The sequence below is a fragment of the Chryseobacterium sp. Leaf180 genome (assembly GCF_001424585.1).
GTDB lineage: Bacteria > Bacteroidota > Bacteroidia > Flavobacteriales > Weeksellaceae > Chryseobacterium.
Genome location: NZ_LMPJ01000001.1, coordinates 361,389 through 387,321 on the forward strand (window position 1 = coordinate 361,389; position 25,933 = coordinate 387,321).

Annotated in this window: 20 protein-coding genes; 9 read left to right on the forward strand and 11 right to left on the reverse strand. The window is 37.6% G+C overall.

Annotated elements, in window-relative coordinates; all coding sequences use genetic code 11:
- Nucleotides 1–105 precede the first annotated feature (105 nt).
- Nucleotides 106–1,026: a bifunctional riboflavin kinase/FAD synthetase gene (locus ASG01_RS01600; protein ID WP_055858955.1), complete on the reverse strand. Its 921-nt coding sequence runs from the start codon at nt 1,024–1,026 to the stop codon at nt 106–108.
- A 201-nt stretch (nt 1,027–1,227) separates the two neighbouring features.
- On the opposite strand from ASG01_RS01600, the gene atpD reads away from it, so the two are divergent.
- The 3 genes from atpD (at nt 1,228) to ASG01_RS01615 (ending at nt 3,990) form a co-directional block, all read left to right on the forward strand.
- A complete protein-coding gene (gene atpD, locus ASG01_RS01605; RefSeq protein WP_055858960.1) occupies nt 1,228–2,736 on the forward strand; it encodes a F0F1 ATP synthase subunit beta in 1,509 nt (502 codons plus the stop codon).
- 70 nt (nt 2,737–2,806) lie between these two features.
- Nucleotides 2,807–3,088 carry a FoF1 ATP synthase subunit delta/epsilon gene (locus ASG01_RS01610; RefSeq protein WP_055858964.1) on the forward strand — a complete coding sequence of 94 codons (282 nt, stop codon included), beginning with the start codon at nt 2,807–2,809 and terminating at the stop codon, nt 3,086–3,088.
- Between the two features lie 80 nt (nt 3,089–3,168).
- Nucleotides 3,169–3,990 carry a hypothetical protein gene (locus tag ASG01_RS01615; RefSeq protein ID WP_055858967.1) on the forward strand — a complete coding sequence of 274 codons (822 nt, stop codon included), beginning with the start codon at nt 3,169–3,171 and terminating at the stop codon, nt 3,988–3,990.
- Here the strand turns inward: ASG01_RS01615 and ASG01_RS01620 are convergent, their stop codons facing one another.
- Nucleotides 3,991–6,180: a B12-binding domain-containing radical SAM protein gene (locus ASG01_RS01620; protein ID WP_055862033.1), complete on the reverse strand. Its 2,190-nt coding sequence runs from the start codon at nt 6,178–6,180 to the stop codon at nt 3,991–3,993.
- Nucleotides 6,181–6,271: 91 nt separating this feature from the next.
- Between ASG01_RS01620 and ASG01_RS01625 the strand changes: the two genes are divergently transcribed.
- Nucleotides 6,272–7,597, forward strand: coding sequence for a GDSL-type esterase/lipase family protein (locus tag ASG01_RS01625; RefSeq protein WP_055858970.1), 1,326 nt, complete (start codon nt 6,272–6,274; stop codon nt 7,595–7,597).
- Here the strand turns inward: ASG01_RS01625 and ASG01_RS01630 are convergent.
- The 5 genes from ASG01_RS01630 to ASG01_RS01650 form a co-directional block, all read right to left on the reverse strand.
- A complete protein-coding gene (locus tag ASG01_RS01630) occupies nt 7,594–9,255 on the reverse strand; it encodes an MBOAT family O-acyltransferase (RefSeq protein ID WP_055858973.1) in 1,662 nt (553 codons plus the stop codon). The two genes, ASG01_RS01625 and ASG01_RS01630, sit on opposite strands and share 4 nt — an antisense overlap.
- Entirely contained in the window at nt 9,252–10,601 is a 1,350-nt protein-coding gene (locus tag ASG01_RS01635; RefSeq protein ID WP_055858977.1) for a hypothetical protein, read from the reverse strand. The genes ASG01_RS01630 and ASG01_RS01635 overlap by 4 nt, the downstream gene beginning before the upstream one ends.
- A gap of 120 nt (nt 10,602–10,721) precedes the next feature.
- Nucleotides 10,722–11,189 carry a glucosaminidase domain-containing protein gene (locus ASG01_RS01640; RefSeq protein WP_055858980.1) on the reverse strand — a complete coding sequence of 156 codons (468 nt, stop codon included), beginning with the start codon at nt 11,187–11,189 and terminating at the stop codon, nt 10,722–10,724.
- Nucleotides 11,190–11,406: 217 nt separating this feature from the next.
- A complete protein-coding gene (locus ASG01_RS01645) occupies nt 11,407–12,669 on the reverse strand; it encodes an aminotransferase class I/II-fold pyridoxal phosphate-dependent enzyme (RefSeq protein ID WP_055858983.1) in 1,263 nt (420 codons plus the stop codon).
- 85 nt (nt 12,670–12,754) lie between these two features.
- Nucleotides 12,755–13,792: a PLP-dependent cysteine synthase family protein gene (locus tag ASG01_RS01650; RefSeq protein WP_055858986.1), complete on the reverse strand. Its 1,038-nt coding sequence runs from the start codon at nt 13,790–13,792 to the stop codon at nt 12,755–12,757.
- Between the two features lie 223 nt (nt 13,793–14,015).
- Between ASG01_RS01650 and ASG01_RS01655 the strand changes: the two genes are divergently transcribed.
- From ASG01_RS01655 to ASG01_RS01675, 5 genes are all read left to right on the forward strand, one after another.
- Entirely contained in the window at nt 14,016–17,501 is a 3,486-nt protein-coding gene (locus tag ASG01_RS01655) for a DUF2723 domain-containing protein (protein ID WP_055858989.1), read from the forward strand.
- Between the two features lie 101 nt (nt 17,502–17,602).
- Nucleotides 17,603–19,087 carry a hypothetical protein gene (locus ASG01_RS01660; RefSeq protein WP_055858992.1) on the forward strand — a complete coding sequence of 495 codons (1,485 nt, stop codon included), beginning with the start codon at nt 17,603–17,605 and terminating at the stop codon, nt 19,085–19,087.
- The gene (locus ASG01_RS01665; protein ID WP_055858995.1) at nt 19,084–19,644 is read left to right on the forward strand and encodes a DUF1697 domain-containing protein; all 561 of its coding nucleotides are present in this window, start codon (nt 19,084–19,086) and stop codon (nt 19,642–19,644) included. Before ASG01_RS01660 ends, ASG01_RS01665 begins: the two co-directional genes overlap by 4 nt.
- Nucleotides 19,641–20,450 (forward strand): 3-deoxy-8-phosphooctulonate synthase, encoded by an 810-nt coding sequence (gene kdsA, locus ASG01_RS01670; protein WP_055859000.1) that lies wholly within the window; start codon nt 19,641–19,643, stop codon nt 20,448–20,450. Before ASG01_RS01665 ends, kdsA begins: the two co-directional genes overlap by 4 nt.
- Nucleotides 20,451–20,492: 42 nt before the next feature.
- Nucleotides 20,493–22,697 carry a TonB-dependent receptor plug domain-containing protein gene (locus tag ASG01_RS01675; RefSeq protein WP_055859004.1) on the forward strand — a complete coding sequence of 735 codons (2,205 nt, stop codon included), beginning with the start codon at nt 20,493–20,495 and terminating at the stop codon, nt 22,695–22,697.
- A gap of 34 nt (nt 22,698–22,731) precedes the next feature.
- Here the strand turns inward: ASG01_RS01675 and ASG01_RS01680 are convergent, their stop codons facing one another.
- The 4 genes from ASG01_RS01680 to ASG01_RS01695 all read right to left on the reverse strand — a co-directional run bounded on the left by ASG01_RS01680 (nt 22,732) and on the right by ASG01_RS01695 (nt 25,929).
- Entirely contained in the window at nt 22,732–23,322 is a 591-nt protein-coding gene (locus ASG01_RS01680) for a hypothetical protein (protein ID WP_055859006.1), read from the reverse strand.
- Between the two features lie 86 nt (nt 23,323–23,408).
- The gene (locus ASG01_RS01685) at nt 23,409–24,275 is read right to left on the reverse strand and encodes an RNA polymerase sigma factor RpoD/SigA (RefSeq protein ID WP_055859010.1); all 867 of its coding nucleotides are present in this window, start codon (nt 24,273–24,275) and stop codon (nt 23,409–23,411) included.
- Between the two features lie 138 nt (nt 24,276–24,413).
- Nucleotides 24,414–25,205 carry a S1/P1 nuclease gene (locus ASG01_RS01690; RefSeq protein WP_055862035.1) on the reverse strand — a complete coding sequence of 264 codons (792 nt, stop codon included), beginning with the start codon at nt 25,203–25,205 and terminating at the stop codon, nt 24,414–24,416.
- Nucleotides 25,206–25,275: 70 nt separating this feature from the next.
- Nucleotides 25,276–25,929, reverse strand: a complete 654-nt coding sequence (locus ASG01_RS01695; RefSeq protein ID WP_055859013.1) for a metal-dependent transcriptional regulator — start codon at nt 25,927–25,929, stop codon at nt 25,276–25,278.
- Between the last annotated feature and the right edge of the window lie 4 nt (nt 25,930–25,933).

Here is a 25,933-nt window from a genome sequence, read left to right on the forward strand (position 1 = left end):
AAGAAAAATAAAAGATTTAAAATTTTGCTGTCTTTTATTAGCAGCGGAATTTTGTTTGCTAAAATCGATGATTTGTTACAGATTATTTTTGTATAAAAATTTTAATTAAAATTTAAAATTCTCAGTCAGCATTTTATCCTCGTCAAGTTTTTCAATGAGCTTTTCAAGGCCTTCAAATTTAATTTCTTCATGAAGAAAATCGCGGAATTTTACCGTAATATTTTCATCATAAATATCTTCCTTAAAATTTAAAATATATACTTCTACAGAAAGTTTTTCGCCGTTCACCGTTGGATTTGTCCCAATGCTTAGCATTCCTTTGTGAAATTTATTTTTAACAAAAACTTCGACGATGTACGCACCTTTTTTTGGAAGAAGTTTCAGAGATTCGGTCTCTATATTAGCCGTCGGATATCCGATCGTACGACCGATTTTTTTGCCGTGAACCACTTTTCCGCGTACTGAGTAAGCATAACCGAGCATTTCGTTAGCCAATTGAATGTTGCCTTCCAAAAGTGCTTTCCTGATTTTTGTAGAGCTGATATTATTTTCGTGAATGTTAATGGCTTCCATCTGTTCAACTTCAAAACCAAGTTCTGAAGAAAGCTTCTGAAGAAGTTCGAAATTTCCACTCTTGTTTTTACCGAAAACATGGTCGTAACCGACAATCAGATATTTGACGTTTAATTTTTTAACGAGAATCTCACGGACAAATTCTTCTCCGGTAAGATTTCTGAAATCTTCATCAAACTCCTGTAGAAAAAGAAAATCGATGGCGTATTTGTCGATCAATTCCTGCTTTTCGTACAGTGTGTTGAGAAGCTTTAAATCTTCGTCAGGATTAAAAACAAAGCGTGGATGCGGCCAGAAGGTCAGAATGGCGGCAGAAAGATTTTTTTCGTCTGCAATTGTGATCAGTTCGTCGATGATGCTTTTGTGACCGAGATGCACACCGTCGAACATCCCGAGGGAAAGTGCCAAGGGTTTTTCTGACTGATATTTCTGCAAATCTGAGAAGATCTTCAACTGAAAAAATTTGAGTGCAAATATAAAAATAATGTCGCAATATTTTTCTCCTAAAATTTCAGTTGCTAAAAGATTAAAATAATTAAATCTTATCCAAAATTATGATTGAAAACCTGGGTGAAAAGTATGATAAAAATCTTTTTTTACTGGATTGTGTGTTTGCTTATAATCATTATATTTGCACCAAGAAAAAATTTAGCAATGGCAAACCAAATTAAAGGAAAAATTTCTCAAATTATTGGTCCTGTAATCGACGTCGTTTTTAATAATGTGGAAGCAATTCCCAGTATTTATGATGCGTTAGAGATTATCAAAGGGAACGGTGAAAAAGTAGTCTTAGAGGTAGAACAACATATTGGTGAAGATACAGTAAGATGTATCGCAATGGATGCTACAGATGGTCTTCAGAGAGGACAAGAAGTGGTGGGATACGGTAATCCGATCATGATGCCAATTGGTGATGCTGTAAACGGAAGACTTTTCAACGTGGTTGGTGATGCTATCGATGGGCTTCAAAATATTTCTAAGGAAGGTGGTCTACCAATTCACAGACCAGCTCCGAAATTTGATCAACTTTCAACTTCTGCAGAAGTTTTATTCACAGGTATTAAAGTAATCGATTTAGTTGAGCCTTACGCAAAAGGAGGTAAAATCGGATTGTTTGGTGGTGCAGGTGTTGGTAAAACAGTTTTGATTCAGGAGTTGATTAACAATATTGCAAAAGGACATGGTGGTCTTTCTGTTTTTGCCGGTGTAGGTGAAAGAACGAGAGAAGGAAATGACCTTTTGAGAGAAATGCTTGAGTCTGGTATTATTAAATACGGTGACGAATTTATGCACTCTATGGAAAACGGAGGTTGGGATCTTTCTAAAGTTGACCTCGAGGTGATGAAAGAATCTAAAGCAGCTTTCGTTTTCGGACAGATGAACGAGCCGCCAGGAGCAAGAGCAAGAGTAGCGCTTTCCGGGCTAACATTAGCTGAATACTACAGAGACGGTGGTGAAACAGGACAAGGTAGAGACGTACTTTTCTTTGTTGATAACATTTTCCGTTTTACACAGGCTGGTTCTGAGGTATCTGCCCTTCTTGGCCGTATGCCATCTGCAGTAGGTTACCAACCAACTTTGGCATCTGAAATGGGGGCCATGCAGGAAAGAATTACTTCAACTAAAAATGGTTCAATTACTTCAGTACAGGCAGTTTACGTACCTGCGGATGACTTAACTGACCCGGCTCCGGCAACTACATTTGCTCACTTAGATGCGACAACTGTATTGGACAGAAAAATTGCTTCATTGGGTATTTACCCGGCAGTAGATCCACTATCTTCAACATCAAGAATTTTGAATCCTGAAATTTTAGGAAACGAACATTACGACTGTGCACAGAGAGTGAAAGAAATTCTTCAGAGATATAAAGCGCTTCAGGATATTATTGCGATTTTAGGTATGGAAGAACTTTCAGAAGAAGATAAATCTATAGTGTACAGAGCGAGAAAAGTTCAGAGATTCTTATCTCAGCCTTTCCACGTTGCTGAGCAGTTCACAGGTATTCCTGGATCTTTGGTTGATATTAAAGATACAATTAAAGGTTTCAACATGATTATGGATGGTGAACTTGATCACCTGCCGGAAGCAGCTTTCAACCTAAAAGGAACCATCGAAGAAGCAATCGAAGCCGGACAGAAAATGTTGGCAGATAACGCTTAATTAGAACTAAGATCTTAGATACGAGACATTAGATTTCTTAGTTATCTGAAATCTTCAAATCTAAATTAAAATGAATATAAAAATTTTAACACCAGAACATGTAGTTTTTGAAGGCGAAGTAAATTCGGTTTTGTTGCCTGGTAAAAATGGTGAATTTCACATCATGAAAAATCACGCGGGCATCGTTTCTTCTCTTGTTGGCGGAAAAGTGAAGTTGTACACCAACTCAGTTTCAGAGCCTTTCGCAAAGAATTTCAGCAAAGAAAACGAAAAAGATTCCGTTTTTTCTTACCCAATCAAAAGCGGTGTGGTAGAATTTAATCATGAGAAAGGAATTATCCTTTGCGAATAATTAAAATATCAAGCTAAATATATTTTTCAGAAAAGTGTAACTTTGGTTACACTTTTTTTATGCCTGTAAAAAACTGATTCATGCAGAAAATCTTAATCATTTTATTTACATTTTTCACCTTATTTTTCATCGCGCAGGATATTAAAACGAAACGCGGCATCGTAAGTATCGATGGCGTACACGTGGCAAAAGTTTCGCATCACGCGAAGCAGTACACATTTTTAGATCTCAAAGAAACGCCCATTTTCTCCGTTGAATTTATCGATAAAAGCATCGTCGATTCTGTCCGCGATAGTTACATCAAAATAAACCGGGTCTACAACCGCGATAAAATTCTAGAACTGGATTACATTTCGCCTTCCGCATTTTCGGGTGAAGAAAAATCTGCCGTGTACACCTGTATTAAAAGTTTGAAAATTATCGATGAGCGAGGCATCAACATCAAGAATCTGGATGATTTATTTCAAAAAGAACCCAAACGTAAACTTGACAGCAAAACTAAAGAAGCCTATACGACGAGAAGTAAAATTGACCGTTTGAATATCACGGTCAACAGTGTAGGCGAAATTTTAAGCAACGGCGTTCCCGTCGGATATTTTACCAATCTGCCGGTAAGTTTTGGCTCCGAAGATACGGTTTCAGACAAGTCTTTTATGGATATCGAAATTTACGATGTCAAAAGTAAATTCATCGGAAAATACATCACGACAACCAAACAGATCAAATCTGCCGGCGGAAAAACGTTTACACTCTACAGACAAATGTCGGGTCAGGCAGCGCTTTTAAAATTTCCGACTTATAAAGCAATTGCCGAACGTATGGCGATTATGGATCCAACTTTTATTAAAATTCAGGATAAAGTAATCGTGGGTGAAGTGATGCGCGACGGCATCGAAAAATAGCTATAAACTGAGAATCACGCCGTTTTCCTTTAGCTGCTGAATAGGTTTTGAAAACCAGAACAATTCGAAATCATCGAAACTATTCTCAAAATCATTTTTAATTTGCTGAAGTGTGACGCGTTTCGGATTTTCAAATGTATTCTCTGAGATTATTTTTTGTAACCATTCTGCTTTTTCCTTTTCCAGCTCAATTTTTACAATGTTTGTTTTCAGATGAAAGGTAAGTCGCGTGTATGGCCAGGAATTCTGTTTTTTTGTTTTCAGGTAATTCTCAACAATGAAGTTTTGTGTTAAGAAAATGATTTTAAGATTTCCTTTAAAAATAAATTCTTCCTCATCCAAAAGGCAGTCGTGAATATAATCCGGATGAACGGTGGTTTTCGGGATTTTAAAATCAAACCAATCCTGCAGCGGCAATTCAAAATTAATACCGTGCATGTAATTGAAGAGCGATTTTTTTAAACCAAAACTGAATTTGCTGTGATCAATTCCTGTTTTATCGGTAAAATCAATATCATTATTGGCAAAAAGAATTTCATTTTGCATAGGAATCACGCCAAATTCTTCCGGATTTTTTCCAACCGGAGAATGCGCTGTCATCGCAAACTGATGCCAGAAGCCACTTTGCAAAATTCCCATTTCAAAAAGCTGTCGAACCATTTCAAGCGAATCTACCGTTTCCTGAATGGTCTGCGTAGGATAACCGTACATTAAATATGCATGAACCATAATTCCCGCTTCGGTAAAATTACGTGTTACTTTTGCCACCTGATCAACAGAAACGCCTTTGTCAATAAGTTTCAGCAAACGGTCACTCGCAACTTCCAATCCGCCAGAAACTGCGACGCAGCCTGAAAGTTTCAGTAAAAAAGAAAGATCGCGTGTAAAACTCTTTTCAAAACGAATATTCGTCCACCAGGTTACAACGAGATTTCGCCTTAAAATTTCCAAAGCAACTTCACGCATCAAGGCGGGCGGAGCAGCTTCATCCACGAAATGAAATCCGGTTTCGCCCGTTGTCGCAATGAGTTCTTGCATTCGGTCTACTAAAATTCTTGCTGAAACAGGTTCGTAAATCCTGATGTAATCCAGCGAAATGTCGCAGAATGTGCATTTCCCCCAATAGCAGCCGTGCGCCATCGTCAGTTTATTCCAACGGCCGTCGCTCCACAAACTGTGCATCGGATTGGCGATTTCAATCACCGAAATATATTCACCGAGTTTCAAATCAGAATAATCCGGCGTGCCGATTTGTGACTGTTTGTAATCTGGTTTTGTGGAATCATTTTTATAAACGACATGCTCATTTTCCAGAAGAAATGTACGCTTGTATTTTCGTTCTTTTAGAGAATTTAAAATATTAAAAGAAAGTTCTTCCAGCGGAACTTCGCCGTCATCGAGCGTAATAAAATCAAAAAATTCAAAGACCCGCAGGTCTCTAATTTCTCTTAATTCAGTATTGGGAAAACCGCCACCCATAGCGGTTTTTATGGTTGGAAACTTCTCTTTTATGAGTTTTGCACAGCGAAAAGCAGAGTACAAATTTCCGGGAAAAGGAACGGAAAAACAGATCAGTTTTGGTTGTATTTCGTGAAGTTTTGTCTCCAGAATTTCCAAAGTAAAACCGTCTATAAAAGTCTGTGAAGAATTGAGTTTTGAATATAGTTCGTCAAAAGAATTGGCACTTTTCCCCAATCTTTCAGCATATCTGCTGAATCCAAAGTCGCCATCAACAATTTCAACAATATAATCAGATAAATCTTCTAAGTATAATGTTGCTAAGTGTTTAGCTTTATCCTGCATTCCCATATTTCCGAACGCAAAATCAAGATCATCAAGCTGATTAAATCTCGAACCTTCTGGTAAAAAATTCATTGAGCAGATCTGTCGTGCCAACGTCGGATTTTTTCCCTGGAGAAAAGAAATAACTTGATCTATCGTTTTTACGTATTCATTTCTCAGCGCAAAAATCCGCTGTGAATTTTCTGAAATTTTAGAAAAATCTGTCTGAACCTCAAAAACTTTGTGTAAACCTTCTGATGAAAACAGTTTCAAGATCACCTCGATGCCCAAATCCATCTGGTAACTTGAGATACTTTTGGTATTCAAAAAACCTTTGATGTATGCTGTGGCCGGATAGGGCGTATTGAGTTGCGTAAAAGGTGGAGTGATGAGCAGAAGATCTTTCAAGAAAAATTTTTGCAAAGTTAAGATTATATAAATTATCGCCAATCGTTTTGCAGCTTTGTATTCTCTCGCAAAATTTTAATAATTTCACGGTATGAAAATTTCCAAATTGACTGCCGCATTGCTTTTTCTACTACTTAACAGCCAGATTTCCGCGCAAAATATTGAGAATTCTGCTTCTTTAAAACCATTTAACGAAAGTTTAAATCAGAAAAAGGTGACGCAGATTTTGTTTCTTGGCGATTCGCATATTCAGGCAGATTATCTCACGGCATATCTGAGAAAAAAACTTCAGGATAAGTATGGAAATGCGGGACGCGGATTGGTTTTTCCTTCGCAGATTGCAAATACAAACGGTGCCGAAGATGTTATTTCTGCGACCAATCAAACCTGGGAAACCTACAGATTGGTTCATGAACAGAACAGATTTTTGCAGCTGGGCGCAAGTGGTTTTGTGATTGGTAATAACGCAGATTCTTTTCTTGAAATTCAGCTTAAAAATCCTGAAGACAGTTTTGATAAGGTGATTATTTTTAATGACCAAAAAATGAACGGACAGCCTTTAGAAGTGTATGCTGAAACAAATTCTCTGAAAAATTTTGTACAGAAAAAGTCTGAAAGAATTAATTATCAGGCAACTGAAGGTGAAACATTTCATGAAATTGTCGCAAAAAATTACAGCACAACTACAAAACTACGACAGTTAAACGGCGACCGGATTTTGCAGCCAAAAGCCGGAAGTTCGTTTTTGGTCGAGCGAAACAGCTTTACCTACAACCCGGAATTTGAAAAAAATATTCAGAAACTTTTTGATGCAAAGTTTACGGATTTTAAAACTGAAATATCTTTTCCAACGCCGCAGCAGGTTTTTTTAATTAAAAGCAATGCTTCCGGCGGAAATCTTTTTTACGGTTTTCAGTTTTTAAAAAATACTCAGAAAGGAGTTGTTTTAAATTCTGTAGGTGTGAATGGCGCGACGTATGCGGATTTTCTCAAGTTTCCTTTGCAGACCGAACAGCTTAAAACGATTCCGACAGATCTTTTGGTAATTGCTTTGGGAACCAATGAAGCTTTTGGAAAAACAACTAAGGAAGAGCTCCAAAACAATATTTCAGCCCTGATTGTAAAATTCAGAGCGGGAAATCCGGCGCTTCCGGTTTTGCTGATCGCTCCTCCAGACAATTTACCTAAAAATGCGCGTGTTGTAGAATTCATTTCCTGGATCAAGGAAAGTGCAGAGCAGAATAATGCCGCCTTTTTCGATCTGTACAGTGCGACTGGCGGCAAAGGATATTTTAAACGCGCGCAGTCCCGAAAGGAGGCGAGTGGCGACGGCGTTCATTATTTGAAACCGGGTTATGAGTTTCAGGCGGAGCAGATCTGGAAAGCGTTTGAAAATGTTTCGTCAAACAATAATTAAAACTGTAGATAAATAGGTAAAACCTGTTCGGCAGATTTGAAGTAGCCGTAAGCAATCAGAAATCCAAAAAATACGATCATGTAGGCAAGCAGCGGAACTCTTTTCAATCTTAAGATGGTTTTTTCAGCAAGAGATTCCGGGATGAGATGAATGGCCATTGCCAAAGCAATCATCCAGATTACTTCGCGGTAATTTTCATAGAAAGGCTGAAAAGCATTGACATCAAAATTGAAGAAAATCTGACGAAGCATAGAAATCGCAGCATCAAAATTCTCCGCACGGAAAAATATCCACCCAAAACAAACAAAGTGGAACGTAATGATTCCCATGAAAACCCGATAAACAAAAGTATTATTAATGCCTGAAAGTGTTTTTCCAGTTGTCAGCATCCAGATTTTGTGCAATCCTAAACCGACGCCGTGAATCGCTCCCCAAATAATAAAGTTCCAGCTGGCGCCATGCCAGAATCCTCCGAGAAGCATCGTCGTTAAAAGATTGAAATTCGCAGCAATTCCTTTTGAATTTTTCGTTATTAAAGCCGGTAAAAGGAATATTAAAAGTAATGATCCTGAAACGAGCGCTGCATATAATGTACTTAAGTTGAACAATTTAACCGACATAAAATACGCTCCGCCGAGAAAAGCCAAAACAAAAATTATTGAGGCTACCGAAAATTTTCTGTTTCCGCCAAGAGGAATGTACAGATAATCTTTGAGCCAGGAAGAAAGGGAAATGTGCCATCTTCGCCAGAATTCTGTAATATTTTTACTCTGATACGGTGAGTGAAAGTTTGCCGGAATTTTCACACCAAGCCACAGCGCAATACCAATTGCGATGTCGCTGTAACCACTGAAATCGCAGTAAATGACCATTGCGTAACCGTAAACGGCAAAAAGATTTTCGAGTCCGACATGCAGCGAAGGATTATCAAAAATATAATTGACAAGATTGAGCGTAATATAATCTGAGATGATGAGTTTCTTAATTAAACCTGAAATAATGAGATAAAAACCCATTGCAAAATCTCTTTCAGACAGGAAGTACGGCTTGTTGATTTGCGGAACAAAATCGTGCGCACGCACAATCGGTCCCATCATAAGTTTGGGGAAAAATGAAAGGAAAAGAAGATAATCTGTGAACTTTTTTGCGGGTTTGAAATCTCCGCGGTATACATCAATGGTGTAACTCAGATTTTCAAAAGTGAAAAATGAGATGCCGATTGGCAGAATGATATTTAAAGGATGCACTTTTGCTGCTGCAAAATCATTGTAAAGGGAGAGGAAAAAATTGGTGTATTTGAAGTAAAAAAGCAATCCCAGATTAAAGATGATGCTTAAAATCAGAAGAAATAAACGTTTGCTTTTATCCGAACTTTTAAAAATCCAGTTAGAAAGAATATAGTTTATTACTGCAGAAAAAATAACCAGACCTACAAACCACCCGCTCGCTTTATAAAAAAAATACAGCGAAAAAAATGTAAAAACATATCTTCGTGCCGTGATGTGATTCCGCAGAATGTAAAACAGAATGATGAACAGCGTGAAAAAATACACGAAAAAACCGTTGTTAAAAAGCAGCGGATTTTTGCTGTCATACACAAACTGCTGCAAAAAAGCGTTCCAGTCGATGGAGGCAAGCAGATTTTCTATCTGAATCATTGTGCAACTGTTTTTTTTGAGGTGAATTTTTTATAATCAGCGATTATCGCATCAAAAATATGTTTTGCGAGAATGTCGGTGCCTCTGCCGTTTGGGTGAACATAATCTTTATTGGCAAGCGGCGGCTCCATGGAAGCCCATTTTACGATCGAGTTTTCGCCACCCATGGTTTCAAAAAGATTAAAGAAAGAAAAACCATTATCAAAAGCCATTTTTGCCTGTGTTTCCACCAGATTTTTCACGCCTTTTGCGGACTGAAATTCTCCATTGTATCGGAAAGCACGGTCGGCAGTACTTACCATCATTAAATCGCTGTTCGGAAAAGCTTTTTTAAATTTCTCCAAAACAGGCGTCATCAATTTTACGTAATAAGAATATTCCGTATCATCTGGCCGGAAAAGAAGATTCACGCCGTACTGCATAATCACGAGGTCATACTGATCTTTCTGCTGAATTTCCTGTAAAAAGTTTTCATCAATTTTTTTAAACTCAACACCGGTAATTCCGCGGAAAGAATAATTGTCTAGAATAATTCCGTGATCAGATTCGATGCTGATGCCGTAGAATGGAGTAGTGGGCGAATTGCTTTTCAAACTGACTGTACGAAGTGAATCTTTTGAAAGCAGCTGTCGGTTTACGTTTCCGGAATTCTCCAGAGCAATATTCTGGCTGTCATATCGTACAGTCGCACCGCCAGAATTTCTGCCAAAAATTAAATATTTACTGGTAAAAGTATTGTGCGGAAGTGTTTTGTCTGTAAAACTGGTATTTCCTGCACCTTTAAAGCTGAAACCGGAAATGTACATATTAGTTGCACCTTTATCCATGAAATTTGTCACAGACCAACCAGAAGCCTTAATCTCAGACGTTTCTCTGATCGGCGCCACTTTGCTTTGCATTGGAAGAAATCCGACACCATTGCCGCCGTATTTCTGCTGAAGTAACTGACGCAGTTTTTTAGTAAGCAGATCACCTTCGATCATACTGTCACCGAAGTAAGCAATTCTGATCTTACCTTTTTTATTTTTAATTAAAGAATCAAGCTTTTCGACAAGATGTACGAGTGATGCTTCGTTTGTTTCGGCAGAAAAATTGGTTATTAAATCGGCTTTTTTATAAAGCTCAAAGTTTTTCTTGATATTCTGTTTCGTTTCGGAATCAGCGAAATTAGAATTTTCTTCCTTTTTATTTATAAGCTCAGGCTTGATAATTTCCGAGATCAGATTGATATTTTTAAACGGCTTCCAGTCAAAATGAAAAGCATAGGCGAGTACCGAAAACAGTATGTAGACGGCGAAGCAGACGGAGAGTAGAGTCACTACCCGCCAATTTCTATTATGGTTCATAAATTTTGAGGGAATACGTGCTGCAAATTTAATCAGTTTTGCTAATCCCCACAAGGATGAATTTTAAAAAAAATAAGCACCCGGAAAAGGTGCTTATCTGTACTTTACAACTGTGAAAAATCAGTCGTTCTTCATTTTGTATTTAGACATAATCAGATTAATTCTTCTCATCCATTCTCTTGGCTGTGTAGAATATCCTGCGGAAGCAATTGATTTAACCCATTTTGATACATCGCTGCTGCCTTTAAGCCCTGCATAATATCCTTTGTTTACAACCAGTTTGCAGAAACCTTCATAGCTTTCTTTCACGCTGGCAAAACTTTTGTATTTGGAAGTTGGATTGTTTTTTCCTACGATACCAAAGTGGTTGTTGTAGGTTTTGGAACTTTTGCTCGTTCCACCGCCGCTCTCTACGAATGCAATCGCAAGGATCACTGAGCTTGGGATGCCGTATTTGCTGGAAAGCTCATTGGCAATTTTTTTATTCTGTTCTAAATAAGAATGCGTCTGCGCATTTGATAAAATCGAGGTAAAACTAAACATTACACTCAAAATAACAATTCTTAAGTACCTAAAGCTGTGTTTCATAATTGTTTTTTCTGAATTGATGGGGCAAATATATAGGGGGCATTTCTACCCACCTAATTTTTAACAGAATATAACGCCCAATCATGCTCTCATGCTTTCAAATAGTTAAAAATAGTTAAAATTTTGCATTTATAAATAATTCAATTTTTGGGTATTAAAAAAGAAAACCGTTACAATAACTGTAACGGTTTTTATTATTTTATTGCAAATTCATAATTTACATCTGCTTATACTCAATATTCATTGATTTTTCCATTTCACGGTATTCACCAGACTTCAGTTTAGATTTAATGCCCTCAAATGCTGCTAAAGTTTCGTTAATCTCTGAATCTGTGTGCGATGCAGTCGGAATTAATCTTAGTAAAATCATCCCTTTCGGTATTACTGGATAAACGACAACTGATGTAAAAACACCATAGTTTTCTCTTAAATCTTTTGCTAATAGTGTTGCTTCAATCGTAGTACCTTCAATGAAAACCGGCGTAACGCAAGTGTTTGTATTTCCAAGGTTGAAACCGAGATCTTTCAGTCCGTTTTGAAGTTTATACACGTTTTCCCAAAGTTTATCTTTAATCTCCGGACGCGTTCTTAATAACTCAAGACGCTTCAAACCACCTATTACCATTGGCATTGTCAACGATTTAGCAAATATCTGTGAACGCAGATTATATTTTAAATAACGGATGATTGTTTCGTCTCCAGAAAGAAAAGCTCCAAAACCAGCCATAGATTTGGCAAACGTAGAAAAATAAACATCAATCTGATCCTGGCAACCCTGCTCTTCACCCGCTCCGGCTCCAGTTTTACCCAAAGTTCCGAAGCCGTGTGCGTCGTCTACTAAAAGTCTGAAATTGAATTTAGATTTTAAATCACAAATCTCTTTCAGCTTGCCCTGCATACCGCGCATTCCGAAAACACCTTCGGTAATGACAAGAATTCCGCCGCCATGCTCTTCAGCAACTTTAGTAGCTCTTGCTAAGTTTTTTTCTAAACTCTCAATATCGTTATGTTTAAAAGTAAAACTTTTCCCCATGTGAAGACGAACTCCATCCACGATACACGCGTGAGAATCGGCATCGTAAACAATAACGTCATGTCTTGTCACCAATGCATCGATCGCAGAAACCATTCCCTGATAACCGAAATTCAGTAGATAAGCAGCTTCCTTATGAGTGAATTCTGCAAGCTCTTTTTCCAGTTGCTGGTGCTGTGCAGTTTCTCCTGACATTGCTCTTGCGCCCATCGGATAAAACATTCCGAATTCTGCGGCAGCTTTTGCATCAGCTTCCAAAACTTCCGGATGGTTGCAAAGCCCCAAGTAGTCATTAGCACTCCAGAAAATAACTTCTTTACCCTGAAATTTCATTCTTGGCCCGATTGGTCCTTCCAGCTTCGGAAAAACAAAATATCCTTCTGCGTAATCGGCAAACTGACCGAGTGGGCCGGGATTTTGTCTGATTCGATCAAATATATCTAACATGTGTAGGAAAATTATGTAATTAATTAATGATAAGAAAAAAACCTTTCACGAAGAAAAGGCTTTTATAATAGTTGTTTATTATCTTTTACTTTATAAACTCAGTTTTAAAAACTTCGTCGTAATTGTGAAAACAGTTGTTGATGAAACCCTGTTCCTCCATCCACTTGTCACTGTAAACTTTTGTGATATATCTTGAACCGTGATCAGGATAAATCATCACCACAAGATCGTTTACCATAAACTCATGCGACTGCGCGTACTGTATTAATCCCTGCGTTACTGCGCCGGTTGTATAACCACCCATGATAGCTTCTTTCAAAGCAATTTCCCGGGTGCGGTATGCCGACATTTCATCATTGACGCGAACAAATTCATCCACTTTATCAAAAAGCAGTGCAGAGGGAATTAAGTTTTTTCCCATGCCTTCTATCTGGTAAGGATGTACATCTTCTTTATGAATCTCACCTGTTTCATGAAAACTCTTCAGAATGGAACCGTCAGCATCAACACCGATAATTTTAATGTCTGGATTTTTTTCTTTTAAATATTTAGCAGAACCAGAAAGTGTACCACCAGTTCCTGTACAGGCAAAGAGATGCGTAATTTTACCTTCTGTCTGTTCCCAGATTTCCGGGCCGGTTGTCTTGTAATGTGCATCAATGTTCAGCTCATTATAGTACTGATTGATGTACAGTGAATTTGGCGTCTCTGCAGCGATTCTTTTTGCCACCTCATAATAAGAACGTGGATCTGCTGCCGGAACATTTGCCGGACAAACATATACCGTAGCGCCAAGCGCCTTTAAATAGGCGATCTTTTCAGGTTTTGTTTTATCGCTTACCGCGAGAATACATTTATAACCTTTAATTATACAAACCATGGCCAGCGAAAAGCCTGTATTTCCGGAAGTGGTTTCTACGACCACAGAACCTTCTTTCAACAAGCCTCTCTTCTCAGCATTATCTATAATGTGAGATGCAATTCTATCTTTCGTCGAATGTCCAGGATTATATGATTCTAACTTGGCATAAACAGTTGCAGGAATATCTTTCGTGACGGTATTGATTTTTACCATCGGCGTGCTTCCTATTAAGCCAAGAATATTATCGTAAACATTACCCATTATTTATTATTTTTCAATAAAAATCTGACAGCGAAAATACAAAAAAATAAATAATTTTTAAAACTTTAATAATTTATCAAGAGTAGGCGAGAATATCACTGTATAACTCTGTATTTTCGAGCGGCGAAAGGCTTTCAAAAAGCACGCCAAGCCTTTAAATTTTGTTAAAATGAATTTAAAATGAAGTAAAAACCTTAATTTCGCGCATATTGATTTAAAATCTATGAAAAATTGGACTTTCAGGCAGTGGAACACCTCGCTCGGATGGGTTATTTTTGCCATTGCACTCATTACTTATCTCTCGACAATAGAGCCCAATCTCAGCTTTTGGGATTGCGGAGAATACATCTCATCTGCTGTAAAACTTGAAGTGACACATGCGCCAGGTGCAGCACTTTTTCAGATTGTAGGAGCAGTCGCGGCCATGTTTGCATTTGGAAATGATCATTTGTATTCGATCGTGATCAACGGAATGTCGGCTACTTTCAGTGCCTTTACTATTCTTTTTTTATTCTGGACGATCACGCATTTCCTTCGAAGACTTTTCAATAAAGATTTTGATGAAATAAATACCGCACAGGAAATTACCATTCTTTTTGCCGGAGCAATAGGTGCTTTGTGTTTTACTTTTTCAGATTCTTTCTGGTTTTCGGCGGTGGAAGGGGAAGTTTATTCAATGGCGTCGCTCTTCATCGCACTTATTCTGTGGCTCGTTACCAAGTGGGAAAACGAATATCTGCAACCTGACAATGAGCGATGGATTATCTTGATTTTCTTTATTATTGGGCTTTCGGTAGGCGTTCATATGATGTGTATGTTGGCACTTCCAGCGGTTTGTTTAGTTTATTACGCAAGAAAATATTCTTTCACATGGAAGAGTTTTTTGATCGCTAATTTAATTACACTTTTAATATTAGCATTTGTATTCAAAATCATTTTTCCTGTGATAATGACGATGTTTGGGAAGCTGGAAATTTTCTTTGTTAATGGATTGTCTCTACCTTTCCACTCAGGTACGATTGCAGGATTTATTATTATGGTTGCTCTTTGCTATTTCGCCATAAAATACGCCAGAAATTCAAAAAGAAATATTTTTCAGACCGCAGCTTTGTCTGTAGTTTATATGATTATTGGATTTTCTTGCTGGATGGTGATTCCAATCAGAGCCAACGCAAATCCACCGATGAATTTGAATAATCCGGATACTGCAATTGGTATGCGCGATTATTATAACAGAGTTCAATACGGTGACTGGCCAACGATTTACGGACAAAACTACACGGCTTTTCTTGATGCCAACGGAATTGAGAAAAATGAAGATGGTGGATATCAAACCGAAATAACAGACGCAGTTTACGAAAAAGACGAGAAAACTAAGCGTTATATAAAAACCAGCGACCGCTTCAATTACGTTTTTAACAAATCTCACGTGAGTTTTATGCCAAGAATGTTCAGTGAGGACAAAGACGTGATGGCCAATTATATTTCCATGTATGGCGCACCGGATTTTCAGTTTAACTATTATAATGAAGATGCTGCAAACAGCCCGGAAGCAAAACAGATTTTTGAAGAACTTCGCGCAAAATACGAGGATGGAAGCATTAAGGCTGAAGATTATTTAAATGTAAAGAAATATGATATTATTAAAGTTCAGCGACCTTCTCTGGGACAGAATCTTTCGTATTTTATTGAATTTCAAAACGGATATTATTTCTTGAGATATCTGATGTGGAATTTCGCAGGAAGACAGAATGACCTTGAAGGTTCGTATGAAGATACCAAAGGAAACTGGATCTCCGGGATTTCTTTTATCGACAATCTACGTCTGCCTGATCAGAATACGCTTCCCGCAAAATTTAAAAACGAAAGCACAGTAGCATTTTTCTTTTTACCGTTTATTTTAGGTTTAATCGGATTCCTGTTTCAGCTGAATAAAGATTTCGGAAGATTCTACAGCGTTTTGTCTTTATTTATTCTGACCAGCGTTGGCATCGTATTTTACACCGGAATGAAACCGTTTGAGCCACGCGAAAGAGATTACGCACTGGTTGGGTCTTTCTACGCATTCGCCATTTGGATCGGACTTGGAGCCGGAGCCATTCTCTGGTTTTTACAGACTAAAGTTAAATCTTCAGCAGCCAACATCGGTGTCGGAATTTTACTTCTTGGCGTACCTTTTATGATGGGCTTCCAGAATTATAATGTGCACGACAGAAGTGAAAAGTATGCGGCGTACGATTATTCTTATTCAGTTTTAAAATCGCTTCCTAAAGATGATATTTTATTTGTGTACGGCGATAATGACACCTATCCGGTTTGGGGATTGCAGGAAACCGAGCGCTTCCGTGATGATGTAAGAGTTGTAAACTTCACGCTGCTTTCTACTCCTTGGAATATCGATCAGGTAAAACGCAGAACCTACAATGCAGCGGCGGTTCCGAGCCAGCTTACACATGAAGATTACCGCGACGGTGTCAATGATCAGATTTATCTGATGCAGCCGGGCGAGATGGAAAGTGTGATTTCTAATCTTCGCGATGCAGGAATGAATCCCAATGATTATAAAAATCTTGAGAAGTATATAAAACAGGATTCGATGACGGTTAAAGATGCATTGAATTTCTTAAAAATGGAATCTCCTGCGAAAGATGAGATTAAAAAAATGATCTTTGGTGAAGCGCGTTATGAGAAATATAATTTCCTTCCGACACGTAACTTTATGATTCCGGTAAATAAAGAAAACGCAGTAAAAGCCGGTATTATTAAAGCTTCCGATTTACCGAATGCAGTTGATAATTTAAAAGTTTCTTACAAAGCAAGCACACTCTACAAAAACAACCTGATGCTGTTTGATATTTTTGCCAATTTCGACTGGAAAAGATCTATAAACTTCTCTTCAGGTGGAATCTACGACAGCGAAAATATTTTCTATCTTGATGATTATCTGCAGTTCGACGGTTTCAGTTACCGTTTGGTGCCGATTTACACGCCGAAAAACAGCGACGGAGATCTGGGCAGAGTAGACGCTGAATCTTTATATAACGTAGTGAAAAATTACCGTTGGGGGAATTTCAAAGATTTAAAAAATCATTACGACGAAACGGCGACTTCAAATATTATTTCTTACCGATCAGCGGCGAGCAGAGCTGCTTCAGCATTAGCTTTATCTGGGCAGAAAGCGAAGGCGATTGAGATTCTGAATCTTGCCGCGAAAGAAATTCCTGTTGAAAAATACAACGATCCGCGTTCTTTAAGCTCGATGGTTTCTGCATACATCATCGCAGGCGAGGAACAGAAAGGTCTGCAGCTGGCCGAAAAATTAAAGAAAGAAATTTTCAAAGAATACGATTATTACACAGGTCTCAGCAAAGAAGATCAGCGTTTTGTCGGTCGCCAGATGCGTTCAAAACCGATGGAATATTCGCTTGTGGTGACCTCGGTTACCGATGCGTACAATAAAATCGGGCAGGAGCAGAAAGGATACGCTTATCTGGTAAAATCCATTGAGCCGATCGACAGGAAGTTTAATGATTTCATCAAAGAACTTCAGCAGATTGGAAAAGAAAAAGCAATTTCTGAGTCTGAAAATGTACAGAAAATCACGCCTTTCTATCAGTATCTTTTTGATATAATGGAGCCTTATGATTCAACCTATTCAAAAGAAAAAGAAGATCAGATTACACGTGCCATCATGCGCGTGACACAGTAGGAATTTATTTTAAATCAATAAAAAAACGGAGTTTCGGCTCCGTTTTTTTTATGTTGATAATCCTGAATTTTCCTATTATATTTGTTGAACAAAAAACAACAATGACCATTTTTCAAAACCGGAATCTTCCCCTGCTGGCCGTCGTGCTGGGCATTTGTGTGAAGCTGCTTTTTTTGCTCACGCATCACATTCAGGAAGACGCTTTTATCACGTGGCGTGTGGCGCAGAATCTTTTAGATTACGGTGTGATCGGCTTCAATGGCGAGACAAAAATTTCGGCTTCCACCACGCATCTTTATGTTTTTGTTTCTTTCATTTTTAATTTAATTTTTGGGAAAGCGTATTTTATCATTCCGATTCTCGTTTTCAATACCATTCTATTTTCATTAGGAAGCTGGCTTTTGGCAAAACTTATTTTAAAAGATTTCTGGCACCAGGCAATTTTCATTTTTCTTTTTGGAATTTTGCCACCTTCCATAAAAATTTCTGTTCTGGGAATGGAATACGGTATTCTTTTCTTTCTGGAAATGGCTTTGCTTTATTTTGGCTTTCAAAAAGAGAAAAAATGGGCGCTTATTATTCTGCCAATTCTCATTTTATTTACCAGAATCGATACCGTTATTTTTCTTGGAATCGTTTTTCTGATCGATGTTTTCTGGACAAAAAAAATCCGCTGGAATTATATTTTCGGAGGAATTTTAGGTTTGGCAGCTACAATTGCTTTCAACTGGTTTTATTTCGGTGAAATTGTCAACAATACGATTGTGGCTAAAAAACTTCGTTACGACAGCAATTTTACGGCAAGTCAGAACTGGGATTATTTCAGGCTGAATTTCAGTAATTTTTGGTCGATGGTCAAACTTCCCGGTGATTTTAATCCACTGTTTTTTGTCATCGCGTTCTTCGAAATTCTCTGTTTTATTTATCTCATTCGTCAGAAAAAGAGCAGAAATTATTTCCTTTGTATTCTCTTTGTTTTCGCGTGGACGAAGCAGATAATTTTCATGTCGCAAAAAAGTCTTTTCGACTGGTATTACTGGGTCCCGCAGATTTTACTTTTCGTTCCTGTTTTAGTTTTTGTCATTGAACAAAAGACGCGGAGAAACTGGTGGCTTGCTTCGCTGATTATGTTTTATATCGTTCCGATGCTAGCTTTTCAGACGGTTCATTCTATCGCGACAGGAAACGGCGAATGGAATTACAGACGCTCGATTGGTTTGTTTTTAAATCATTTTGAAAAAGATAAAAACCAATGGATTCTGCTCGAACCTGCGGGTTATGTTCCTTATTTTTCTGGTTTAAAAACAATTGATGAAGTAGGTTTGGTTGATCAGAAAATTCAGCAGGAAATTAAAAAAGACAAAAAGAATTACTGGATTAATACAGTAAAAAACCGTCAGCCAAAATATCTTTTGTCCTACGAAAATCTTTTTGATGGAGTAAATGGCGAATTCTACAGGAAAAATTATCGTCTTTTAAAAGAATTTAGAATTAAAGATCATCTGAAAAGCGAAAATAAAATTCTGGAGAAAATTTACCGGCTGAAACCTTCAGGAACCGATTATAATTTATACATCAAAAAATGAGATATTGCGCATTTCTTCGCGGCGTCAACGTGAAAGGAACATCCATGAAAATGGCCGAAGTCTGCACCGTTTTTTCTGACGCCGGAATGTCTGACGTTTCATCGGTTTTGGCTTCCGGGAATATTATTTTTTCTTCAGACGATAATCCAGAAATTTTAAAAAAAATTCTTGAAAAAGCCTTGTCAGACTATTTTGATTATGAAGCTTTTCTATTCATTAAATCTGACGAAGAGATCAATGCAATTCTCAAAAATAATTCTTTTGACAAAAACGCAGAACTTCATCAGTATGCGTTTGTGGGCAATGACGGAATCGAGAAAATTCTCCTAAACGAGTTTGAAAAGACATCGCATGATGATTCTGAAAAAGCGCAAATTGTTGCCAATAATTTTTACTGGCAGATTGCAAAAGGCAATACATTAAACTCAGAATTCGGGAAAATTTTAGGCAGGAAAAATCTGAGAGATCAGTTTACCAGCAGAAATATCAATACATTTGAAAAAATTTTAAATAAAATTTCAATCCATTTTAATAATAAAAAATCTGATAAAAAATGATTCAGCATTTAGAAAATATAAAGCACAAAGATTCTAAAAACTTTTTTTTAATCGCCGGTCCGTGCATTATCGAAGGCGAAGATATGGCAATGCGTATTGCGGAAAAAGTGATTTCGCTGACGGACAAATTTAATATTCCGTATATTTTTAAAGGAAGTTTTAAAAAAGCTAACCGAAGCCGAGTAGATTCTTTCACAACGATTGGCGAAGAGAAATCGCTTGAAATTTTAAGAAAAGTGGGAGAGAAGTTCAATATTCCGACGACGACAGATATTCATGAAAACGACCACGCAGCGCTGGCTGCACAGTATGTGGATGTTCTGCAGATTCCTGCATTTTTGGTTCGTCAGACCGACCTTTTGGTGGCCGCAGCGGCAACAGGAAAATGTGTAACGCTGAAGAAAGGGCAATTTATGTCTCCTGAATCGATGAAATTTGCAGTTCAGAAAATCACCGATTCAAACAATGAAAAAGTAGCTATTATCGAGCGTGGAAATTCATTTGGATACACCGATCTTATTGTAGATTACCGCGGAATTCCGACCATGCGCGATTATGCGCCTGTGATTTTAGACGTGACACATTCTCTTCAACAGCCAAATCAAAGTTCAGGCGTTACCGGTGGAAGACCCGAACTGATCGAAACTGTTGCAAAAGCGGGAATCGCAGTTGGCGCAGACGGAATTTTTATTGAGACACATCCAACACCGGAAATAGCACTTTCTGATGGTGCAAACATGCTGAGACTCGATCTTTTAGAAGATTTGTTACAAAAACTCACGAGAGTTCGTGAATCTATATTGTAATTGTTAAAAAATACTTAAATTTAGAATTCTAAAACAGTTCTTTTGAAAAAAATAGTTCTCCCGCTTATTCTTGCGGTTCCCACGTTCCTGTTTTCTCAGCAAAAAAAAAGAGATACAGCAAGAACCTCTGATATTGAAGAAGTGGTCTTCCAGAAAAAAGCAGTGGGACAGACCAATGATCTCACGACCGTAAAAATTTCTGCCAAGGATGCGCAGAATGTAGCGAGTATTTCCGGAGGAATCGAAGGAATTTTAAAAACTTTGCCGTCTGTAAACTCAAATACAGAGCTTTCTTCGCAATATATGGTGCGTGGCGGAAACTACGACGAAAATCTTATTTACATCAATGATATTGAGATTTACCGTCCTTTTCTGATCAGAAATTCTCAGCAGGAAGGTTTAAGTATCATCAATCCCGATATGGTTTCTACGGTCAATTTTTCTGCCGGAGGTTTTGAGCCAAGATATGGCGATAAAATGTCTTCGGCTTTAAATATTTACTACCGCGAACCTGAAAAATCTGAAGTTTCCGGAGAAGCAAGTTTAATTGGTGGAAGGCTTTCTGCAGGTTTGGCAACGAAAAACAAAAAACTGACCGCTTTATTTTCAGGTAGATTCAGGAATACGAATCTTGTTTTAAATACACTGAATGAAGACACGGATTTTAATCCGGTATATTACGATTTTCAGACCTATCTAAATTACCATCTGAGCGATAAATTCACGTTTTCATTTATCGGATATTATTCGAAAAATGACTATGAAATGATTCCGAAAGAGCGAAGTGTAGATTTTGGAACCGTTCAAAGACCGATAAACCTGAATGTTTTTTACAACGGAAAAGAAAACGACATGTACAAAAACATGATGGGAACTTTTTCGATGAACTACAAACCTTCAGATAAATGGCGTTTCACACTCGACAGTTTCTCTTATCAGAACCGTGAAAGAGAATATTATACAGTCGCTTCAAGCTATATTTTACAGACTTTTAATCCGATTACAGGTGAACCAATTACGTCCTACGATGTGGGCGGACAGATCGAGCATGCACGAAATGATCTTTTTGTAAGAACGTATGGAACACAGTTTAGAACTCGTTTTTCGCCGAATGTAAATACGGATATCGAGGTTGGATTTAAATATGAAAAAGAAAATCTGCGCGATCTGACGAATGAATATAAATTAGTCGATTCATCAGGTTACAGCGTACCGCGACCACCGGATGATCCGCGTTTTCCGGATGTTTCCGATCTCGATCTATTTTACAGCATTCAGGGAAATAATCATATTCAACCGACCAGAATGTCTGCTTACGCACAGTATTCGCAGAAATTTTTCTGGGGTGAAAGCAAAGTTTTTGTCAACGCCGGAGCGAGAGTCGCGCATTGGAGTTTTAATAATGAAACCATTTTTTCTCCACGTGCGCAGTTTGCGATAAAACCAAATTGGAATACCGACATGCTTTTCAAGCTTTCAGGTGGAATTTATTATCAGGCACCTTTTTATAAAGAAATTAAAGATCTTCAGGGAAATTTCAATCCAAATATCAAATCTCAGCGGTCGATACAGGCGATTCTGGCGAATGATTATGAATTTACTTTTGATAACCGTCCCTTTAAACTGACAACTGAACTGTATTATAAAAAGCTGGATAACCTCATTCCGTATTACATGGATAATGTGAGAATCAGATATTCCGGGAAAAATAATGCAACGGGATATGCGTATGGCATAGATGCGAGACTTTTTGGCGAATTTGTTCCCGGTATTGATTCATGGTTAAGTGCCAGTTACGCTCGGGTTTTTGAGAACATTGACGGTCGGGGTGATATTCCAAGACCTACAGATCAGCGTTTAAGATTCTCGATGTTTTACCAAGATTATATGCCTAAATTCCCTTCAATGCGCGTCAATCTTACGCTGACCTATGCAATGGGATTGCCAAATGGTGCGCCGATTTTCACAGACCCTTATCAGTATCAGAAAACCTTGCCATCGTATAAAAGAGTAGATATCGGACTTTCGAAAGTTTTTATCGATTCGAAAGAGAAAAAACAGACCTACGGATTCTGGAGTAATTTTGAAGAAATTATTTTGGGCGTGCAGGTTTTTAATGCCTTTAACATCAATAACACCGTCGCAAATCAGTGGATAACCGATGCTAATACCAATCTGATGTATCCGGTTCCGGTGCGGCTTACAGGACGGTTTTTTAATGTGAGATTAGAATTTAAAATTAAATAAAAAAGAAACCCGATTTGGGTTTCTTTTTTTTGTCTTACTTCAAGGTTTTAAGTTCATTCAAAAGTTTATTCTGTTTTATAATGAATTTTTCAAGACTGTCAGTTTTCAAAGGATGCGCATTTTGATATTTTTCGATTTCGGGAAGCGTTTTTCTTACTTTAAGAAGGTTATAATATGCATAAATCTTATGATTGTTGAATCTCATTTGATCTTTGAGCTTCTTAAGTTTTGAAATTTTATTTTCAAACTTCTCAGAGCTTGCACCCATTATTTTTAAGACTTCTTTTTTTGCAACAGGATCATGTAAGTTCGAAATTTTTCTATATGCCTCCAGATAATAATCTTTAGAGTTATTAATCATTTCATTATAGAGATCATTCATAATTTTACTGTCATCGTGAATCTGCACAATTTTCTCATCAAGATCTTTTAATTGCTTATTTTTCTCGGAAATTTCAGAATACATTCCGTTGACAATGTCTTGGGTATTTCTTAATCTTTTAATTGGAAAGTCAGATGATGTGCCTTTAGAAGCGGTTTCTACTATTTTCGTAGCCGTCACTTTATCTTTCTGACGACAGCTCGAAACAAATAAAAATGAGATGATAACGACTGTAATTTTCATTTATGCTAAACTTTAAGTTTTAAAAATAAAAATACAAAAAAAAGAGCCTGAAAAAATCAAGCTCTCTTATTCAAATTAATCTGAAATTATTTACCCAAATAAGACTTCAAAATCTTACTTCTGGTATTGTGTTTCAGTCTTTTAATTGCTTTTTCTTTGATCTGACGAACTCTTTCTCTAGTAAGATCAAAAGTTTCACCAATTTCTTCCAAAGTCATGGGATGTTTTCCGTTCAGTCCGAAATACAGTCTTACCAAATCAGCCTCTCTTGGCGTCAAAGTGTTCAATGCTCTTTCAATTTCAATCTGAAGAGATTCCAACATCAGATCTTTATCCGGGCTTGGCGATTCCCCAGAACGCAAAACGTCATATAAGTTAGAATCTTCACCTTCTACCAATGGAGCATCCATCGACAGGTGTCTTCCGGAGTTTTTCATTGATTCTTTGATGTCTTCTTCACTCATATCCAAAACTTCAGCCAATTCTTCCGGAGAAGGTGGTCTTTCATTTTCTTGCTCAAGGTGTGCGTACGCTTTGTTGATTTTGTTGATTGAACCAATTTTGTTCAATGGCAATCTTACAATTCTCGACTGTTCTGCCAAAGCCTGTAAAATCGACTGACGAATCCACCAAACCGCATAAGAAATAAATTTGAAACCTCTCGTTTCGTCATATCTTTTTGCAGCTTTCATCAAACCAAGATTTCCTTCGTTGATCAAATCGGGAAGAGAAAGACCTTGATTCTGATACTGTTTCGAAACCGAAACCACAAAACGAAGGTTAGCTTTAATCAGTTTTTCTAAAGCGGCACGGTCACCCGCACGGATTTTCTGAGCTAAATCTACCTCTTCATCTGCCGTAATCAGTTCAACTTTACCAATTTCCTGCAAATACTTGTCTAAAGATGCAGTTTCCCTGTTGGTAACCTGCTTTGTTATTTTTAATTGTCTCATTCTTATTTTGTCTCAAAAAGAGTTACATATTAATATACGTTCACAACGGCGAAAAGGTTACAGTCTTATTAATTTATTTTTAAAGGACAAAAAAAACAGAACCGAAGTCCTGTTTTTATATGATTTTCATAATGAAATTTACAATATATCGTTCAGCAGTTTTGCCAGACGGAGACCGCCGTAGAGTAGCTGCCTTTCCATGATTGCATTAAATTTATACTGATAATCGTAAGAAAGTTTAGAGTCTGCAGGCGTCTGAGCGTAGATTTTATTGGCAATCTGATGAGAATCAAAAAGCCAGTTTTCCAAAGTTCCTGACTGAATTTGAGAAACTTCATTTTTTGTTTTAATGTCCAGAAGATTTGCATATTCTGTATAGCTGTATTTCTGAGAATCAACCAGTTTACCGTCCCAAAGAGAATGAAGGTTCGTTTTCTCACCAAAATACGTCAACTGAATTTTGTTTCCTCCCAAATCTTCAGATCTTCCTGTATGCATTGGCTGCGACAAATCTCCCATCATGTGAATCAGGAAAATCAAAGCAATTTTTTTGTCTTTTTCTGCCGTTGCCGGATTTTTGATCTGTGCAGAAAGCGTTTTTATCTGGCTGTAAAGATTGCTCCCGGCCTGCGCATTAAGATTTTTTTCGAAAGAAGGAAAATCTTTAGACGGATCAATATTTACATAATGCCACGCTGAAGTTTCTTTGTAAACGCCCGTCGTATCAGACTTTATGAAATCCGGCCAGTTGGCCCAATATGCCATTTTTTCATGTCCGAGAAGTTTCTTGATTTCTCTGCGGGCTTTTCCGGAAAGATGGTTCTCTGCAATTTCTGCAATAATTCTGTGCCCTGTAAGTCCCCATGCATACGAATAGACCGACGCGATGAAGCAAAAAGCAAAGAGAATTTTCGACTGAATATTGTTCATTTTTTTATTTTTCTGTGTGCAAAGATAAACTTCAGAAGACAATCTTATGTAAATTAAACTTAAACTTTTATCAGCTTTTTACCAGAATTTTTTCTGCTGCTTTTTTGCTTAAAATTTCTTTCTTACCGTTAATTTCTATTTGAAGCGAACGGTCAAATTCTTCAATTTTTACGATTTTCAGCTCAGTATCGAGTAGGAGATTGCGCTCTGTGAGATAATTGAGAAGCGCATCATCCGAAAGCGTAACGGCTTTGAAAATGACAGTTTCACCGGTTTTGCAGGTGCTGAGTTTTCTTAAATCCTGAGCAATAATATTTCCGTCTTTATCAGGAATAGGTTCACCGTGAGGATCAAATTTCGGATAATCTAAAATTTCATCCATTTTGTCAAAAAACAGTTTTGAATGTACATGCTCAAGCTGTTCCGCGATTTCGTGGACATTTTCCCAACCGAAATTCATTTTTTTCACCAGAAACATTTCGGTTAAACGGTGCTTTCTTACGATCAAGGCTGCTTCACGGTGACCATTTTCAGTAATTTTCAAAGGTTTGTACGATTCGTAAATAACCCAGTTTTTCTCTGAAAACTTCTTCATCATATTATTCACACTCGGCATTTTCACATCAAGAAACTTGCTGAGCTCATTGATCGTCACGTTTCCGTTTGGGTCCACCAGATGGAAAAGTGCCTTCAGATAATTTTCTTCTGTAAGCGTATTTTTCAAAAGT

Coding starts and splice junctions, on each gene's coding strand:
- ASG01_RS01685 (WP_055859010.1), bottom strand. CDS start 24,275: ATGAGACAATTAAAAATAACAAAGCAGGTTACCAACAGGGAAACTGCA.
- ASG01_RS01645 (WP_055858983.1), bottom strand. CDS start 12,669: ATGTTAGATATATTTGATCGAATCAGACAAAATCCCGGCCCACTCGGT.
- ASG01_RS01635 (WP_055858977.1), bottom strand. CDS start 10,601: ATGAACCATAATAGAAATTGGCGGGTAGTGACTCTACTCTCCGTCTGC.
- kdsA (WP_055859000.1), top strand. CDS start 19,641: ATGATTCAGCATTTAGAAAATATAAAGCACAAAGATTCTAAAAACTTT.
- atpD (WP_055858960.1), top strand. CDS start 1,228: ATGGCAAACCAAATTAAAGGAAAAATTTCTCAAATTATTGGTCCTGTA.
- ASG01_RS01615 (WP_055858967.1), top strand. CDS start 3,169: ATGCAGAAAATCTTAATCATTTTATTTACATTTTTCACCTTATTTTTC.
- ASG01_RS01640 (WP_055858980.1), bottom strand. CDS start 11,189: ATGAAACACAGCTTTAGGTACTTAAGAATTGTTATTTTGAGTGTAATG.
- ASG01_RS01630 (WP_055858973.1), bottom strand. CDS start 9,255: ATGATTCAGATAGAAAATCTGCTTGCCTCCATCGACTGGAACGCTTTT.
- ASG01_RS01690 (WP_055862035.1), bottom strand. CDS start 25,205: ATGAACAATATTCAGTCGAAAATTCTCTTTGCTTTTTGCTTCATCGCG.
- ASG01_RS01665 (WP_055858995.1), top strand. CDS start 19,084: ATGAGATATTGCGCATTTCTTCGCGGCGTCAACGTGAAAGGAACATCC.
- ASG01_RS01610 (WP_055858964.1), top strand. CDS start 2,807: ATGAATATAAAAATTTTAACACCAGAACATGTAGTTTTTGAAGGCGAA.
- ASG01_RS01625 (WP_055858970.1), top strand. CDS start 6,272: ATGAAAATTTCCAAATTGACTGCCGCATTGCTTTTTCTACTACTTAAC.
- ASG01_RS01650 (WP_055858986.1), bottom strand. CDS start 13,792: ATGGGTAATGTTTACGATAATATTCTTGGCTTAATAGGAAGCACGCCG.
- ASG01_RS01660 (WP_055858992.1), top strand. CDS start 17,603: ATGACCATTTTTCAAAACCGGAATCTTCCCCTGCTGGCCGTCGTGCTG.
- ASG01_RS01680 (WP_055859006.1), bottom strand. CDS start 23,322: ATGAAAATTACAGTCGTTATCATCTCATTTTTATTTGTTTCGAGCTGT.
- ASG01_RS01655 (WP_055858989.1), top strand. CDS start 14,016: ATGAAAAATTGGACTTTCAGGCAGTGGAACACCTCGCTCGGATGGGTT.